The organism is Salegentibacter profundi, assembly GCF_054121475.1.
This window is the reverse complement of record NZ_JBSYGG010000001.1, coordinates 497,299-512,288: the sequence shown is the minus strand read 5'-3', so window position 1 is coordinate 512,288 and position 14,990 is coordinate 497,299. Positions and strand designations below refer to the sequence as shown.

General features: G+C 39.3%; 14 protein-coding genes. 12 read left to right on the top strand and 2 right to left on the bottom strand.

Going from position 1 to position 14,990, the window contains the following annotated elements:
* Together ACW6NC_RS02440 and ACW6NC_RS02435 are read right to left on the bottom strand one after the other, a co-directional pair.
* Positions 1-1,137, bottom strand: a complete 1,137-nt coding sequence (locus ACW6NC_RS02440) for a DUF5929 domain-containing protein (protein ID WP_457863590.1) — start codon at positions 1,135-1,137, stop codon at positions 1-3.
* Between the two features lie 59 nt (positions 1,138-1,196).
* Positions 1,197-1,949: an SDR family NAD(P)-dependent oxidoreductase gene (locus ACW6NC_RS02435; protein ID WP_457863589.1), complete on the bottom strand. Its 753-nt coding sequence runs from the start codon at positions 1,947-1,949 to the stop codon at positions 1,197-1,199.
* A gap of 161 nt (positions 1,950-2,110) precedes the next feature.
* Between ACW6NC_RS02435 and ACW6NC_RS02430 the strand changes: the two genes are divergently transcribed.
* The 12 genes from ACW6NC_RS02430 to can all read left to right on the top strand — a co-directional run bounded on the left by ACW6NC_RS02430 (position 2,111) and on the right by can (position 14,968).
* The gene (locus ACW6NC_RS02430) at positions 2,111-2,947 is read left to right on the top strand and encodes a DUF4382 domain-containing protein (protein WP_457863588.1); all 837 of its coding nucleotides are present in this window, start codon (positions 2,111-2,113) and stop codon (positions 2,945-2,947) included.
* Positions 2,948-3,099: 152 nt separating this feature from the next.
* On the top strand, positions 3,100-4,104 hold the full coding sequence (locus ACW6NC_RS02425; protein WP_457863587.1) for an AAA family ATPase: 1,005 nt from the start codon (positions 3,100-3,102) through the stop codon (positions 4,102-4,104).
* Between the two features lie 93 nt (positions 4,105-4,197).
* Positions 4,198-5,064, top strand: a complete 867-nt coding sequence (locus ACW6NC_RS02420; protein ID WP_457863586.1) for a DUF58 domain-containing protein — start codon at positions 4,198-4,200, stop codon at positions 5,062-5,064.
* A gap of 6 nt (positions 5,065-5,070) precedes the next feature.
* Complete coding sequence (locus ACW6NC_RS02415) at positions 5,071-6,720, top strand: DUF4381 domain-containing protein (protein ID WP_457863585.1); 1,650 nt, start codon at positions 5,071-5,073, stop codon at positions 6,718-6,720.
* A complete protein-coding gene (locus tag ACW6NC_RS02410) occupies positions 6,720-7,724 on the top strand; it encodes a vWA domain-containing protein (protein WP_457863584.1) in 1,005 nt (334 codons plus the stop codon). Before ACW6NC_RS02415 ends, ACW6NC_RS02410 begins: the two co-directional genes overlap by 1 nt.
* A gap of 5 nt (positions 7,725-7,729) precedes the next feature.
* Entirely contained in the window at positions 7,730-8,779 is a 1,050-nt protein-coding gene (locus ACW6NC_RS02405; protein WP_457863583.1) for a vWA domain-containing protein, read from the top strand.
* Positions 8,751-9,641, top strand: a complete 891-nt coding sequence (locus ACW6NC_RS02400) for a tetratricopeptide repeat protein (RefSeq protein WP_457863582.1) — start codon at positions 8,751-8,753, stop codon at positions 9,639-9,641. Before ACW6NC_RS02405 ends, ACW6NC_RS02400 begins: the two co-directional genes overlap by 29 nt.
* An 87-nt stretch (positions 9,642-9,728) precedes the next feature.
* Complete coding sequence (locus ACW6NC_RS02395; protein ID WP_457863581.1) at positions 9,729-11,444, top strand: BatD family protein; 1,716 nt, start codon at positions 9,729-9,731, stop codon at positions 11,442-11,444.
* A gap of 1 nt (position 11,445) precedes the next feature.
* The gene (locus tag ACW6NC_RS02390) at positions 11,446-12,192 is read left to right on the top strand and encodes a tetratricopeptide repeat protein (RefSeq protein WP_457863580.1); all 747 of its coding nucleotides are present in this window, start codon (positions 11,446-11,448) and stop codon (positions 12,190-12,192) included.
* A gap of 36 nt (positions 12,193-12,228) precedes the next feature.
* Entirely contained in the window at positions 12,229-12,558 is a 330-nt protein-coding gene (locus ACW6NC_RS02385) for a hypothetical protein (protein ID WP_457863579.1), read from the top strand.
* Positions 12,559-12,727: 169 nt separating this feature from the next.
* Positions 12,728-14,290 carry a SulP family inorganic anion transporter gene (locus ACW6NC_RS02380; protein ID WP_457863578.1) on the top strand — a complete coding sequence of 521 codons (1,563 nt, stop codon included), beginning with the start codon at positions 12,728-12,730 and terminating at the stop codon, positions 14,288-14,290.
* Between the two features lie 42 nt (positions 14,291-14,332).
* On the top strand, positions 14,333-14,968 hold the full coding sequence (can, locus tag ACW6NC_RS02375) for a carbonate dehydratase (RefSeq protein WP_457863577.1): 636 nt from the start codon (positions 14,333-14,335) through the stop codon (positions 14,966-14,968).
* Positions 14,969-14,990 lie beyond the last annotated feature (22 nt).

Here is a 14,990-nt window from a genome sequence, read left to right as displayed (position 1 = left end):
TCAATTGTATTTTACTTTTCTAAGAATCCTGCTTGTTTCCTTGTAATTTTTGTAAGCCTCCGGGCTGTATTTCCTTAAGAGCAATCTGGATTCTTCAAGTTTATTAATTGCATTTTCAAAATTATTAAAATAGCAGACAAGATATGTTGAAGGAAGGTTAATTAACTCCTTTTCTTCGTGTTTGTTCAATACTCTATCATTCTTAAGTTTATCCAAAAGACTGTTGTTACTATTGTAGATGTGATACAAAACCTTTTTGTCGAATTTAGGAGGTTCAAAAAGCAGATTGCTTTCTATATCATAACTCATATTATCCCTGAAATTAATGATCACCTCCTCCAGGGGGTAATATTTAAAACTATCATGTAAACCCAGATGAACGTATTCCAGAATTATAAACTTGTCTTTAGTTGTGGTAATACTTACCTCATCTAAATCTGAATAAAAAAGCTTTACCTGTTCATTGATAAGTTCAATATCCACCCTGGAATAAAAAGTACCATGTTTCCCTTTCTTTTCTTTTCCAGCCCAACAAACTACAAAATACTCTTTAAAGACTTTGTAGGTGGCTTTAAAATCCTGACGTTTATTCAAAAAATCAAAAACTCCATCCAGGGTAAGTTCGATATTATTATGAGAATGATTTTCTATAGAAGTTACCATTTCGAAATTAACATCTTCTATTTCAAGGTCAGCATTTTGAGGCATACTTATACTGCCCTCCCTTTTAAAAACTGATCCTCTGTAGTATTTCCATATATTTTTCTGGAGTGAGCATATTTTCCCGTGATTTGGTCTTATCGTTACCAATCCAACCACCAGATGAGAAGGTAGGTGGGGAAACGGTATGTTTTCATATGAAATTAAAGGAGGATTTTGAAGGTAAGCGTTTACCAGATTCTGGATCTTGCTATCGTCAAAGAAATCAACACCTGCAATAGCGTTGTCACTATCTTTCACCCCTATTACAATATATGAATTGTTTTCAGGGTTTGAATTTGCGAGAGCACAAACATGCTTTAAAAACTTTGCCTTCCCTTCTCTTTCCCCAATATTAAGCTGCAACTTTTTGTCGTAAAAACTGTTCTCACTGCTGTGTGCGAGAAGATTTTTGATAAGAAGGCGCTTGTTAATCATACTGTCTTATCTTTTTATTTTGAGGAAATTCTTTATTTATTTCCTGGCCAAGTTAGCAATCAATCTTTGTTAACTATAGTACTGGTAGCCTGGGCTGTGGGCATTACCGTTAAATCAGTAATATTAACATGAAATGGTTGGCTTATCATAAAGTAGATGATTTTTGCGATATCCTGAGCCTCCAAAGCCTTGTAGCCTTCGTAGACTTTCTTAGCTTTTTCAGTATTTCCTTTAAAACGTACCTCACTGAACTCGGTTCGAGTAAGGCCAGGATTTACAGCACCAACTTTTATCTTGTATTTGTTCAGGTCTATTCGCATTCCCTGGTTAAGAGCGTCCACAGCATGTTTGCTGGCACAATAGACATTTCCATTGGGGTAAACTTCTTTTCCTGCGGTAGAACCGATGTTGATGATATGACCGTTTCTTTTTTCTATCATTCCAGGTATGACGGCCTTACTTACATATAATAATCCTTTGACATTGATATCTAACATTGCATCCCAATCATCCGTATTGCCACTTTCGATGGGGTCCAATCCATGAGCATTACCTGCATTATTGATAAGGATATCTATCTTTTGAAAGCTTAAAGGTAGTTGCTGAATTTTTTTAAATACCTCATCTTTATTCCTAACATCAAAACGCAGTACCTGAACCGGAACAAGCTTTCGAAGTTCGTCCCTGAGTTCGGCCAGACGATCCTTCCTTCGGCCACAGATAATTAATTGTATTTCTTCCGTGGCCAAAAGCTTTGCTGTAGCTCGGCCGATACCACTGGAAGCCCCGGTTATAAGAGCGGTTTTCATCATGATGTTTTTTATTTTAAGCTAATTTTAAAGTGAATAATCTTCTGGAGTCTTTTTAAGATAGGGTTAAAGCCTGTTAAATTTCGTTAATTAAATAATAGCAACAAAATGAAATTTCTTAATATGCGTTATCGAACCAACGAACAATAAAAAAAAATCTACTTATGAAAAGATCTTTTAGAAAATGGAGTTGGAAGCCCGCAATTTTTTTGGCAGTTTTAGGCTTAGGCTTTACCAGTTGCAGCGATGATGACACCGATGATGCTATTACAGAGGAAAATGCCAGGGTAACGGTGAGAATGACTGATGCCCCGGGGGATTATGATGCCGTTACTGTTGATGTCCAGGACGTCATGGTTCAAGTGGAAGCAGAACAAGGAGTGACAGATGAAGAAGGCTGGCTTAGCCTTGACGATGTAAATGAAGGACAGTATGATCTACTTGAATTAACCGGCGGAATGACTCAGTTGCTTGCAGACTCCGAAGTTCCTTCCGGATTCGTAAGCCAAATTAGACTTGTGCTAGGTCCGGATAATTTTATTGAAATTGAGGGAGAGGAATTTCCTCTGGCCACCCCTAGTGCTCAACAGTCTGGGTTAAAATTGAATCTAAACCAGGAATTGGAAGCCGGAGAGGAATACGAATTTCTTCTTGACTTTGATGTGGAGGAGTCTATCGTAGAGACTGGAAATGGAGGATTTACCCTAAAACCAGTAATTAGACTTTCGGCTTATGCTGACACCGGAGAGATCGTAGGGGAAGTACATCCTACTGAATTCAGTACTTTAGTAAAAGCAACAAATGGAAGTCATACTGTATCAGCATATACTGCAGATAACGGGGCTTTTGTTTTACATGCATTACCTGCAGGAACCTATAAAGTAACTATTACTCCTGAAGAGGCAAGTGGTTATCCAATGACTACTATAAATGATGTTGTAGTGGAAGCAGATGGAACCACCGATCTTGAAACTGTTTTTCTAGATGGTAGCCAGGAATAAATGACCTTTCTCTTTAATTGATTTAATAAAAGAAGCGGCCCATGTGGCCGCTCTTTTTTTAACCATCTCTTAACAGCCAAAATGCCAAAGATTTTTCAATTTGCGCGCGTATTTAGAAGTATGTATATTCACTCCCGTTAAAAAATTTAAGAATGATAGAAAATGAAGCTTCGGTAGATATTGCTAGCTTGAACGAGAAAATAGAGAGGGAGAGTGCATTTGTGGAAGTCCTTACAACCGAAATGAATAAGGTCATAGTAGGACAAAAGCATATGGTGGAACGTTTGCTAATAGGCCTTTTAGGCCAGGGGCATATTTTGTTGGAAGGAGTACCCGGTTTAGCTAAAACACTTGCCATAAATACCCTTTCCCAGGCAGTTCACGGTAACTTTAGCCGAATTCAATTTACTCCAGATCTTTTGCCGGCAGATGTTATAGGTACTATGATCTATAATATGAAACTCAATGATTTCAGCATAAAAAAAGGACCAATTTTTGCTAATTTCGTACTTGCCGACGAGATTAACAGAGCTCCTGCTAAAGTACAATCCGCATTATTGGAAGCTATGCAGGAGAAACAAGTGACAATTGGGGAAGAAACTTTTATTTTAGATAAACCATTCCTGGTAATGGCTACCCAAAACCCGGTTGAACAGGAAGGTACGTATCCCTTACCAGAAGCCCAGGTAGACAGGTTTATGCTAAAAACGGTTATAAAATACCCTCAGATGTCTGAGGAACAACTCATTATAAGATCAAATTTAAAAGGAGCTTTTCCAAAGGTGAATCCAGTGGTTAGCCTTGAGCAAATCCAAAGGGCTCAGGAAGCGGTTCGGCAGGTCTATATGGATGAGAAGATTGAAAAATATATTCTTGATATAGTATTTGCTACACGTACTCCTGAAAAATATAATCTGGAAGAGATAAAACCGCTTATTAATTTTGGAGCTTCTCCAAGAGGTAGCATTAACCTGGCGATCGCTGCAAAATGTTATGCTTTTATTAAAAGGCGTGGTTATGTAATTCCGGAAGACGTTCGTGCTGTAGTGCACGATGTATTGCGCCATAGGATTGGAATTACCTATGAGGCAGAGGCTGAAAATATCACTTCAGAGGATATTATTAATAAAATAATTAACGAAATAGAAGTGCCTTAAGCCTTCAACCCCGTTTGGGACTTTTTCTGATACACTGAATTATAAACTTTCAAATTTCTGCTTTCCTTGAAGCGGGCTCGGGAAAGGGCTATAATGGATACCAAAGAACTACTCAAAAAAGTACGAAAAATAGAAATTAAAACCCGCCGGTTGAGTGACCATGTATTTGGGGGGGAATACCACTCGGCTTTTAAAGGTAGAGGGATGACTTTTAGTGAAGTTAGACAATACCAGTTTGGCGATGACGTACGAAGTATTGACTGGAATGTTACCGCACGATATAATGAACCTTTCGTGAAGGTCTTCGAAGAAGAACGTGAGCTCACCCTAATGCTTATGGTGGATGTGTCGGGTTCAGAAATGTTTGGAACGCAGTCCCAGTTCAAAAAGGAAGTGATCACCGAAATTGCCGCAACCCTGGCTTTTTCTGCAACCCAAAACAACGATAAGATCGGTTTGATGCTTTTCACCGATAAGATCGAGTTATATATTCCACCTAAAAAAGGTCGTTCACACGTTCTTAGGATTATCAGAGAACTCATAGAATTCAAACCGGAAAGGAAGCATACCAACATCGCCGGGGCTTTAAAATACCTTTCCAATGTGCTTAAGAAAAAAGCTATTGTTTTCCTCCTCTCGGATTTCATCGCCGAGGAATATCAACACACCTTAAAAATCGCTGCCAACAAGCACGACCTAACGGGGATAAGGGTTTATGATCCAAGGGAAGTAGAAATTCCAAATTTGGGGATCGTGCAGATGCAGGATGAAGAAACAGGGGAATATCTTACAGTGAATACTGGTTCGAAATCAGTTAGAAACCATTATGCTGAATCCTATAGAAAACGTAGGAATTATTTTATAGAGAGTTTTCGATTAAGTGGAGCGGGTACAATAGATACAAGGGTAGATGAAAGTTATGTCACTAAATTATTGGGTTATTTTAAACGTAGGGGATAAAAAAATATGAGGAAAATAATCTCCAAAAAATATAGATATGAATTTGGAAAAGGGCACTTTTCGGGCATTCTTCTTTTTTTTGCGCTTTTGGCCTCGGTTTTCTCTTATGCCCAACAAACCCAGGTAAAGGCTGAAATTGATTCCGCCTCTATGAAAATCGGAGAGCAGATCCAATATAGCATTCATGTGGAAACTGATTCTATAAACCTGGTGGTGTTCCCTGAAGGAGATAGTTTCTCCCCTATGGAGGTGGTTGAGAGTTTTAAGACTGATACCACCAAATTGGAAGATCGTTTCAGGTTGTTAAAGGAATACAGTCTTACTCAATTCGACTCGGGAAGCTACGTGATATCCCGGATGAAAGTTCTTATTAATGAGCGTGAATTCTTTACCGATTCCATGCTAGTTGAGGTGGCCGATGTGGTAGTGGATACCACGCGCCAAAAAATGTATCCTATAAAACCTTCAGTAGAAATCCCCGGCAGGTTCAAAGTGCCCTCCTGGGTCTGGTGGCTATTGGTTATACTGATTTTGACCGGACTGGTATTTTATCTCTATAGAAGAAAACAAAAGGAAGAGGCAGAGAAAGAACTTCCGCCCTATCAACAAGTGCTCTTCGAATTGCAAAAACTAGATAATTCACGTCTTTTAGAGCAAAGAGAAGTAAAAGAATACTATTCTCAGCTGACATTTTCTGCTAGAAAATACTTAGACCAGGAAGTCTATGATCGTGCTTTAGAAAGTACTACCTCGGAGTTGATAGCTTATCTTGAATTGAATAAAAATGCGGGTAAACTGGAGTTGAATGAAAAGACGATTAGTGACTTTAAAGATATTCTTAGCCGCGCTGACCTTGCAAAATTTGCAAATTCCAGACCTGATATAATTACTGCTAAATCTGATCGGTCACGGATTGGAGAGATTATTGAAGAAGTTAAGACCTCAATTCCGGAACCTTCCGAAAACGAAATCAAGGAAAATGAAGCTTACCGGGAAGCCCTGGAAAAAAAGAAGAAACGGAAAAGGGTGGTGGTCGCCGCAGTTATAGCCACATTGTTAATCCTCGGGGCTGTTACGACCTTTATTACCTCAAAAGGCTTTGATCAGGTAAGAGACAGTTTGCTTGGTCATCCAACAAAAGAATTGCTGGAGGGAGAGTGGGTTCGCAGTGAATATGGTGATCCGTCAGTCATAATAACAACTCCAGAAGTTTTAATTCGGAAAAATTTGGACCTTCCGGAAAAGACAAAACAAATGATGATCGGCAGCGAAACCTTTGTTTACGGGAGTCCTGTAAGTAATTTTTACACTTCACTAACTACCGTGAAATTCAGTGGGGAAACGGATTTTGATTTGGAAAAATCAGTTGATGGAATTTATGCGATGCTGGAACAACAGGGAGCTCGAAATATCATAATGAAAGAGGAGGAATTCAGTACCATAAGTGGTGTGGAAGGAATCAGGATTTTTGGAACCCTTGAAATTGAGGATCCAGTAACAGGACGGGCTATTACTAATTCCTATGAAATTTTGAATTTCGTAGAGAACAGTGGTTTCGAACAAATAACTGTAATCTATAAAGAAGGTGATACCTATGCGGAAGAAATTGCTGAACGAATAATCGATTCGGTAGAATTTAAAAAAGATAACATCTAATGTTTAATAATATCACTTTTGAAAATCCGGAATTTTTTTGGCTGTTGCTCCTCCTGCTTCCAGCCATAGCCTGGTATTTTTGGAAGCGAAATCGCCTAACCGCCGAATTAAAGATTTCTAGCCTGGGAGGATTTAAGGCTAAAAATTCTGTCTTGGCAAAATTAAGACCAATACTGTGGTTTCTGCGTTTACTAGCCCTTGCGTTAATCATCGTTGGAATGGCGCGACCCCGTACCGTTGACGTATCAACAAGGTCAAGCAGTACCCAGGGAATTGATATTATTATTGCGGTTGACGTATCCGCAAGTATGCTTGCACGAGATTTTCAGCCTAACCGGTTGGAAGCGACAAAAGAAGTCGCTATAGAATTTGTAAAAGGAAGACCAGCAGACAGGTTAGGTCTTGTCTTATATGCCGGAGAGAGCTATACCAAAACTCCGGTTACAAGCGATAAAGGTATTGTTATGCGGGCCCTGGAGGAGATAGAATACAATAATATTTTAGAAAACGGCACCGCCATTGGTTCAGGATTAGCAACTTCAGTGAACCGTTTAAAAGAAAGTGAAGCAAAAAGCAAAGTGATCATTCTTTTAACCGATGGGGTTAATAATTCAGGTTTTATAGATCCAAAAGTCGCTAGCGAACTCGCAGTTGAATATGGTATAAAAACCTATACAATTGGTGTGGGAAGCAACGGGACTGCCTTATCTCCCATTGGTATATTGCCCAATGGTAGATTTCAATATGGAAATGTTCAGGTAGAGATCGATGAGGCATTGCTTAAACAAATTGCTGCTGATACTGGTGGCAAATATTTTAGGGCCACAAACAATGAAAAGCTGGAGGAAATTTACGATGAAATAGATAGTTTAGAAAAAACTGAAATAGAGGAGTTCAAATATTATAACTATGATGAAAAATATCGCCCATTGATATTACTGGCAGGAGCTTTGCTACTTTTTGAAATATTGCTGAGGTATACCTTGTTTAGGAGTTTTATTTAATAAGTATGGTATTAGAAGAAAAGATATATTTTTGGTTATTGCTGGCGATTCCGGCCGTATTACTTGTTTTTCTGGCTTACAGGATTTGGCAACAACGTACCCGTCGGAATTTTGCCAATCCCGCCATGTTTTCTCAGCTTAGCCCTAACCGCTCTGTTTTTAAACCTTGGCTTAAAATGCTGCTTATTCTTTTCGCTTTGGGAAGTCTGGTAATTGCAATGGTTAACCCAAAGATTGGTTCTCAATTGGAAACAGTGAAAAGGGAAGGGGTAGATATTGTATTCGCTATTGATGTTTCAAAAAGTATGGAGGCCGAAGATATCGCACCAAATCGGCTGGAAAAATCAAAGCAATTGGTACGACAGATTCTGGAGAATTTAGGGAGTGACAGGGTAGGGCTTATAGCCTATGCCGGTAGCGCCTTTCCCCAGCTTCCTATCACTACGGATTATGCCTCGGCAAAAATGTTTTTACAGGCTTTAAATACAGATATGATTTCTTCCCAGGGGACTGCGATAAGCGAAGCAATTAAACTGGCAACTACTTATTATGATGAGGAAGGGCAGACTAACAGGGTGCTCTTTATTATTAGCGATGGAGAAGACCACGAAGGTAATACGGAAGATATTGCAGAAGAAGCTGCCAGAGCAGGGATTAGGGTATTTACAATAGGAGTAGGTACAGAAAAAGGTGGGCCTATTCCCATTAAACAGAACAATATAATTCAGAACTATAAAAAAGATGCCCAGGGAGAAACTGTAATTACCAGACTTAATCCGGAAACTCTAAGGAGCATAGCCTCAGAAACCAATGGAAAATATATAGATGGCAGCGTTACTTCAGATGTGATAGACCAGGTTATGGACGTCCTGCAGGATATTGAAAAAACCGAATTCGAGGCAAAGCAGTTTGCAGATTATAAATCACAGTTTCAGTGGTTTTTAGGTCTCGCGGTAATCTTGCTATTGTTAGATATCTTTCTCCTGGAAAGAAAAACAGCATGGGTGAAAAGGCTCAATTTGTTTAATGAGCGAAAGAAAAATGATGAGAAATAGTATGAGCTATAAAATGAACTTCATAAGACTTTTTTTGATATTGCCGTTTCTATTTCTGACTATTGGTGTAGAGGCCCAGGAAACCAACAGAAAGGAACAGCGTGAAGCCGAAGTGTATTTAGAGGAGGCTCAAGAAGCTCTTTCAGAAAATGATTTTGCCTCTGCAGAGGCAGCCTATCGCAAAGCTATTGCGAAAGATCCGGACAACCCTACAGCCAAATATAATTTGGGAAACCTCTATTATAATAAAGAAAAGCCATCTGAGGCCGGAAATCGATTAAGTCAGGCTGGTAAAGTAGCCGATGCTAAGAAAACCAAACATAAAGCCTTCCATAATTTAGGCAATTCTTATATGAGACAGGAAAAGTATAAGGAAGCGGTAGAGGCTTATAAGGATGCCCTTAGAAATAATCCCAATGATGATGAGACTCGTTATAACCTGGCCCTAGCTAAGAAGATGCTCGAAGAAGAACAACAGCAGGAGGAGAACCAGGATGATAACAAGGGAGGTGATAACCAGGAACAGGACCAGGAAGATAAACAAAACCAACAGGAGGACCAGGAAAATCAGGGGGGCGATGGCGAGAATCAGCAGGAATCTGATGATGAAGGGGAACAGAACGAAAAAGAAGATAAAGGTGATCAGCAGGAAGATGAAAACGATAAAGAGGGTGAACAGGACCAGGACCAGGAAGGTGATCAACAGGAGCAGCAACAACCTCAACCCCAGCAGGGAGAATTATCTCCACAACAGATAAAAAGTCTGTTGGAGGCCATGAATAATGAAGAACGTAAAGTACAGGATAAGATAAATGCTGAAAGGACAAAAGGCGCCAAAGTGAAGACCGATAAAGATTGGTAGAATTTTTGCAGAGAAGAAAAAACCGACGAGAAGGATTTTTATGTTTATATGAAATTAAAATATCTATTAATAAGTATATTGTTTCTAATGGCCACGGGCGTGCAGGCCCAGGTGAAGTTTGAAGCTAAGGTTAGCAAAAACAAGCTTGGAGTTAATGAGCGCTTGAGGGTTGATTTTGAAATGAACAAAGATGGTGATAATTTCAGACCGCCTTCTTTTGAGGGTTTTACTGTAGTGGGAGGACCTAATCAGTCAGTTAGCCAGAGCTTTGTCAATGGAAAGCGTTCGTATTCAAAAACCTACTCCTTTTTTCTTCAACCCAATTCCAGAGGAAATAAAACCATTGGGCAGGCAGAGATCATCATTGATGATACTACCTATAAAACTTCCCCCGTGGACATCGAAGTAACGGCAGCCGTAGACAAACCTACCGATGGGAATGATGCTGAAATTATGGCAGCCGAAAACCTTCACCTGGTGGCTGAAGTTTCAAAAGGTGATCCCTATCTTAACGAGGCAGTTACCGTAGTCTATAAATTATATGTTAGCCCTAATATAAGTGTGAGTGATTGGAGGGAGGTTGACAGTCCTAATTTCACTGATTTTTGGAGCCAAAATATAGACATAAGGGAACTTCGAGTAGAAAATGGTCAGTACAAGGGTGAACCTTACCGTTATGTAGAGTTACGAAAAAGTATTCTTTATCCGCAAAAGACCGGAGAATTGGAAATCGAGCCACTTACGCTTTCCATTGCGGTAGATGTCCCAGGAGAACGAAGGGATCTATTCGGTCGCAGATTGTATAAAACAATCAATAAAACGGTAAGTTCAAGTACTAGGAAACTGGATGTCAAACCCCTACCTGTTGAGGGCAAACCTGTGGATTTTACCGGTGCAGTCGGTGAGTTTAGTTTTGATGTTAAGGTGAGCAAAACCGAATTAGATGCCTCAGAATCATTGCAGGCCACCATCAAGGTTAAAGGAAATGGTAACCTAAACCTTTTTGAGCTTCCTGTGCTGGAGCTTCCTTCATCTCTGGAGGTGTATGATCCGGAAAGGAGCGAAAATGTAAATGTGAGTTTAAGAGGACAGGAAGGAACTATTTCAGAAAATTACACTATAGTTCCCACTCAAAAGGGGAAATACCCGATTCACCCGGTAAGTTTTTCTTATTTCAACCCGAAAACTGAATCCTATCACAGACTTAATTCTGAAGAAATCCTGATTAATGTAAAACGTGGTCCTGCAGCTACATCAGTTGCCGGAAGCTCGAAAGGAAGAACAGGGATGAATTTACCTTCCGATCAATTCAGGTATATAAAACTTAAACCGGATTTAAAACCCATTGGACAATCATCATTTTTTAATTCTCCTGTATTTTGGGGTAGTTTGGCCCTTCCGATACTTGCCATTCCGCTTCTTGTCCTTTTCGGTAGAAGGAGACAGGAAATTGCTGGCGATGAAAGGGGTAAGCGTATAAAAAAAGCTGACAGACTTGCCAGAAAATATCTTTCAGAAGCGAATAAAAAATTAGGTGATCAGAAGGAATTCTATGATGCGCTGGAACGCTCATTGCATAATTATCTCAAGGCGAAACTCCATATTCAAACTTCAGAGATGAGTAAGGAGAAAATAAGCGCTATCTTAAAGGAAAAGGATATAAAGGACGAAGATATATTGGCCTTCACCAATTTGCTGAAAAGCTGTGAATACGCGAGGTATACACCGGCTTCTGAGGTAAGTATGGAGGAGGACTACCAGAAAGCCGTTTCGGTGATTTCAACCCTGGATAAACAGCTTTGATATGAAAAATTTAATCTACCTCATATTTCTTATTTCCTGGGTGCTTCCGGCCCAGAATGAAGCGTTTTTTGAAAAGGCAAATGCCCAGTACGCTGAGGGGAATTATAAGGAAGCCATCTCTCTCTACGAGCAAATTATCCAAAATGATGAAACCTCAGTTCCCGTCTATTATAATTTAGGGAATGCACATTATAAACTCAATAATGTAGGACCCAGTATTTATTATTATGAAAAAGCTCTTCAGCTTGATCCTAAGGATGAGGATGTGCAAAATAATCTGGAATTCGCTCGTAATATGACACTTGATGCTATTCCGCAGGTTGAGACCTCAGGTTTTTCAAAAACCGTAAATGAGCTTATTTCTTTGTTTTCATATAATACCTGGGGAATTTTGGCCATAATCTGGTCGGTGTTGCTTGCGGTTTTTTTCCTGATTTATTATTTCAATACCCAACCTCTGGTTAAGCGAATCTTCTTCGGGGGGGCGGTTTTTATGTTTGTTTTGATGGCCATGTCTGTATTTTTTGCATTCCAACAACAGGAAATTCAGCTTAACAATAAATTTGCTATAATTTATGTGGAAGAAGCGGAAATAAGAGATGAACCAAGTCAACGCGCTGATAATACTTTTAGCCTTCATGAAGGCACCAAGGCCAGGGTTCTCGAAGATTATCAGGGTTGGGTGAAATTGGAACTTGCCAATGGTACCCAGGGATGGACCTTAAGGGAAAACCTGAGAAAGCTATAAATAAATAGAGAATCGATAAGTAATAAATTATCGTTAATGAGTATGGATTTTCTAAGAAGAATCATATTTTTGCCGGAAGTGAACAAAACAGCTTACATACTGGCCTTTTTGTTTGTGACCTTTTTGGTTACTCCAAGCTTTGTCGTCTTAATAGATAAATCGGCAGATGTCTCTATGGCCTATAGTGTTAATGAGGAGGAAAGTTCCAAAACCCAAATTAATTTAGAATTTAATTGGGAGGAAACACAATCAAATTACCTCAGTATCCACTATCTACAAGAACAAAATAGTGCAGGACATTTCTATTCAGAGGCTTATCCTGTGGTATTTATTGATGTAATCTCACCACCCCCAAAACAGGTTTAATCTTTCCCATTTTAAGGATCTATTCTTTTATCTGCATATTGTTTTAGCCATGCGGGTATAAAGTATTTTATGATTTTTTCAGAATAGGCTGGATCCTTTAGCTTTTCATTTTTCAATTTTAAAATTAAGACTTTAGGAGTGTTTTCGGCTCCTTTATAAACCTGCATATATGTTTAAACATTTTAATAAAGATTTTTCTGCCAGTATAGTCGTTTTTTTTGTTGCCCTTCCCCTTTGTTTGGGGATAGCATTGGCCAGTGGTGCACCGCTTTTTTCCGGATTGATCGCCGGTATGGTTGGTGGAATAGTTGTCGGAGCGCTCTCAGGAGCCCAGCTTGGAGTAAGTGGTCCGGCTGCTGGGCTAGCGGTTATTGTACTAAGCGCTATCCAATCTCTTGGTGCCTTCGAAAGTTTTTTACTGGCTGTTGTAATTGCCGGTGTTTTTCAAATAATTCTCGGAGTTTTAAAAGCGGGGATTATCGGCTACTACTTTCCTTCATCAGTAATTAAAGGAATGCTTACCGGAATAGGAATTACCATTGCCATTTCGCAAATTCCCAATGTTTTTGGGTTTAATAGTGAAAACCTTGAAACCTTTAGTTATGGAGATGGAATCTTAGCTGCGTTTGGTCAGTTTGCTGAGATGATTTCTCCAGGAGCTGTAATTCTAACTATAGTGGCCTTGACAATTTTGCTCTCCTGGGAAAACATCTTTGTTCATAAACATAAGATCTTTAAATTGATTCCTGGTTCTCTAGTAGCTGTGGCTATTGGAGTACTGTATTATGCCTTTGTTCCTGCAGGCGAATTAGGCATAAGTGAAAACCAATTAGTAACTGTGCCTGTCCCAGATGATGTTTCTTCTTTTTTAGCACAATTCACGCTGCCTGATTTCACCCAAATTGGAAATTCTGAAATCTGGATTGTTGCTATTACCCTGGCTATCGTAGCGAGTTTGGAAACCCTGTTAAGTGTAGAAGCTATCGATAAGATCGATCCTGAAAAAAGAACGACTCCTACAAACAGAGAGCTTTTTGCACAGGGGTCAGGAAATATAGTTTCTGGTCTAATTGGAGGATTGCCAATTACCCAGGTGATTGTAAGGAGTTCTGCAAATACACAATCAGGGGGCAAAACCAAACTTTCAACCATTATTCACGGTTTTCTAATCCTTGGATCTATTATTGCCATACCTACCTTGCTTAACATGATTCCGTTAGCTGTTTTAGCCGCGGTACTTCTTATTGTTGGATACAAATTGGCAAAACCTGCATTGTTTAAACAAATGTTTGCCTTGGGTAAATCGCAGTTTATACCCTTTATTGTAACTGTTGCAGGAGTGGTATTTACAGATCTGCTTATGGGAATCGGACTTGGATTATTAGTAGGAATTTCAGTTATTCTGATTAACAGTTACAAGAACTCTCACTTTCTTCATAAAGAAGGTTATGATATTCCTGATGGTCAGTATCAGATTACCCTGGCCGAAGAGGTTACCTTCCTGAATAAAGGTGCTATTATCCGTGAACTTAACGCATTACCTGAAAATGCAACAGTAAGACTTGATGTTTCGAAAACCCGGGTTTTGGATTATGACATCCTGGAGATTCTAGATGAATTTGCTATCAAGGCAAAAAGAAAAAATATCACAATTAAACTAATTTCGGACCGGGGCACAGTTGAGAATCCAGAAAGTTATAGAAAATTTTTTGGTCTCGATATGCCTGTTTAATCTAATTATACTAATTTAAATACTTAAAATAAAATTCTAGCTATGGACGCATTTTATAATAAACTAAAAGAGAACAATAGAAAGTGGGTTGAAAGCCAACTAAAGGAAGACCCCAATTATTTTAAAAAGCTAGCGGAAGGACAGCAACCGCCGGTACTATGGATAGGCTGTGCAGATAGCCGGGTACCTGCCAATCAGATTATTGGAGCACAACCTGGTGAGGTTTTTGTTCATCGAAACATTGCTAACATGGTGGTTCACAGCGATATGAATATGCTAAGTGTTTTGGATTATGCTGTAAATGCCCTTAAGGTTAAACATGTGATTGTTTGCGGACATTACGGTTGTGGTGGAGTCGCTGCTGCTATGGGTAACGAAAGCATTGGGCTTATCGATAACTGGTTAAGACATATAAAGGATGTGTACAGACTTCACAAAAATGAGCTTGATGCTATTGAAGATAAAAAGGAACGCCAGGATAGGTATGTTGAATTGAATGTTAAGGAGCAGGTTTACGATCTTTCCAAGACTTCAATTGTTCAAAATGCTTGGCAAAAAGGTCAGGAATTGCAACTGCACGGTTGGGTATACGGTGTAGGTTCAGGAATCATCAAGGATCTTGAAGTAACTGTAGAAAACAACAGCCAGTTGGCTAGTATCTACCAGTTGAATATATAATTCTAGTTGAATATACTGATGG

What these genes read in the sequence shown, in the direction of transcription:
- ACW6NC_RS02440 (WP_457863590.1), bottom strand. Translation starts at nt 1,137, where the DNA reads ATGATTAACAAGCGCCTTCTTATCAAAAATCTTCTCGCACACAGCAGT.
- ACW6NC_RS02435 (WP_457863589.1), bottom strand. Translation starts at nt 1,949, where the DNA reads ATGATGAAAACCGCTCTTATAACCGGGGCTTCCAGTGGTATCGGCCGA.
- ACW6NC_RS02430 (WP_457863588.1), top strand. Translation starts at nt 2,111, where the DNA reads ATGAAAAGATCTTTTAGAAAATGGAGTTGGAAGCCCGCAATTTTTTTG.
- ACW6NC_RS02425 (WP_457863587.1), top strand. Translation starts at nt 3,100, where the DNA reads ATGATAGAAAATGAAGCTTCGGTAGATATTGCTAGCTTGAACGAGAAA.
- ACW6NC_RS02420 (WP_457863586.1), top strand. Translation starts at nt 4,198, where the DNA reads ATGGATACCAAAGAACTACTCAAAAAAGTACGAAAAATAGAAATTAAA.
- ACW6NC_RS02415 (WP_457863585.1), top strand. Translation starts at nt 5,071, where the DNA reads ATGAGGAAAATAATCTCCAAAAAATATAGATATGAATTTGGAAAAGGG.
- ACW6NC_RS02410 (WP_457863584.1), top strand. Translation starts at nt 6,720, where the DNA reads ATGTTTAATAATATCACTTTTGAAAATCCGGAATTTTTTTGGCTGTTG.
- ACW6NC_RS02405 (WP_457863583.1), top strand. Translation starts at nt 7,730, where the DNA reads ATGGTATTAGAAGAAAAGATATATTTTTGGTTATTGCTGGCGATTCCG.
- ACW6NC_RS02400 (WP_457863582.1), top strand. Translation starts at nt 8,751, where the DNA reads ATGAGCGAAAGAAAAATGATGAGAAATAGTATGAGCTATAAAATGAAC.
- ACW6NC_RS02395 (WP_457863581.1), top strand. Translation starts at nt 9,729, where the DNA reads ATGGCCACGGGCGTGCAGGCCCAGGTGAAGTTTGAAGCTAAGGTTAGC.
- ACW6NC_RS02390 (WP_457863580.1), top strand. Translation starts at nt 11,446, where the DNA reads ATGAAAAATTTAATCTACCTCATATTTCTTATTTCCTGGGTGCTTCCG.
- ACW6NC_RS02385 (WP_457863579.1), top strand. Translation starts at nt 12,229, where the DNA reads ATGAGTATGGATTTTCTAAGAAGAATCATATTTTTGCCGGAAGTGAAC.
- ACW6NC_RS02380 (WP_457863578.1), top strand. Translation starts at nt 12,728, where the DNA reads ATGTTTAAACATTTTAATAAAGATTTTTCTGCCAGTATAGTCGTTTTT.
- can (WP_457863577.1), top strand. Translation starts at nt 14,333, where the DNA reads ATGGACGCATTTTATAATAAACTAAAAGAGAACAATAGAAAGTGGGTT.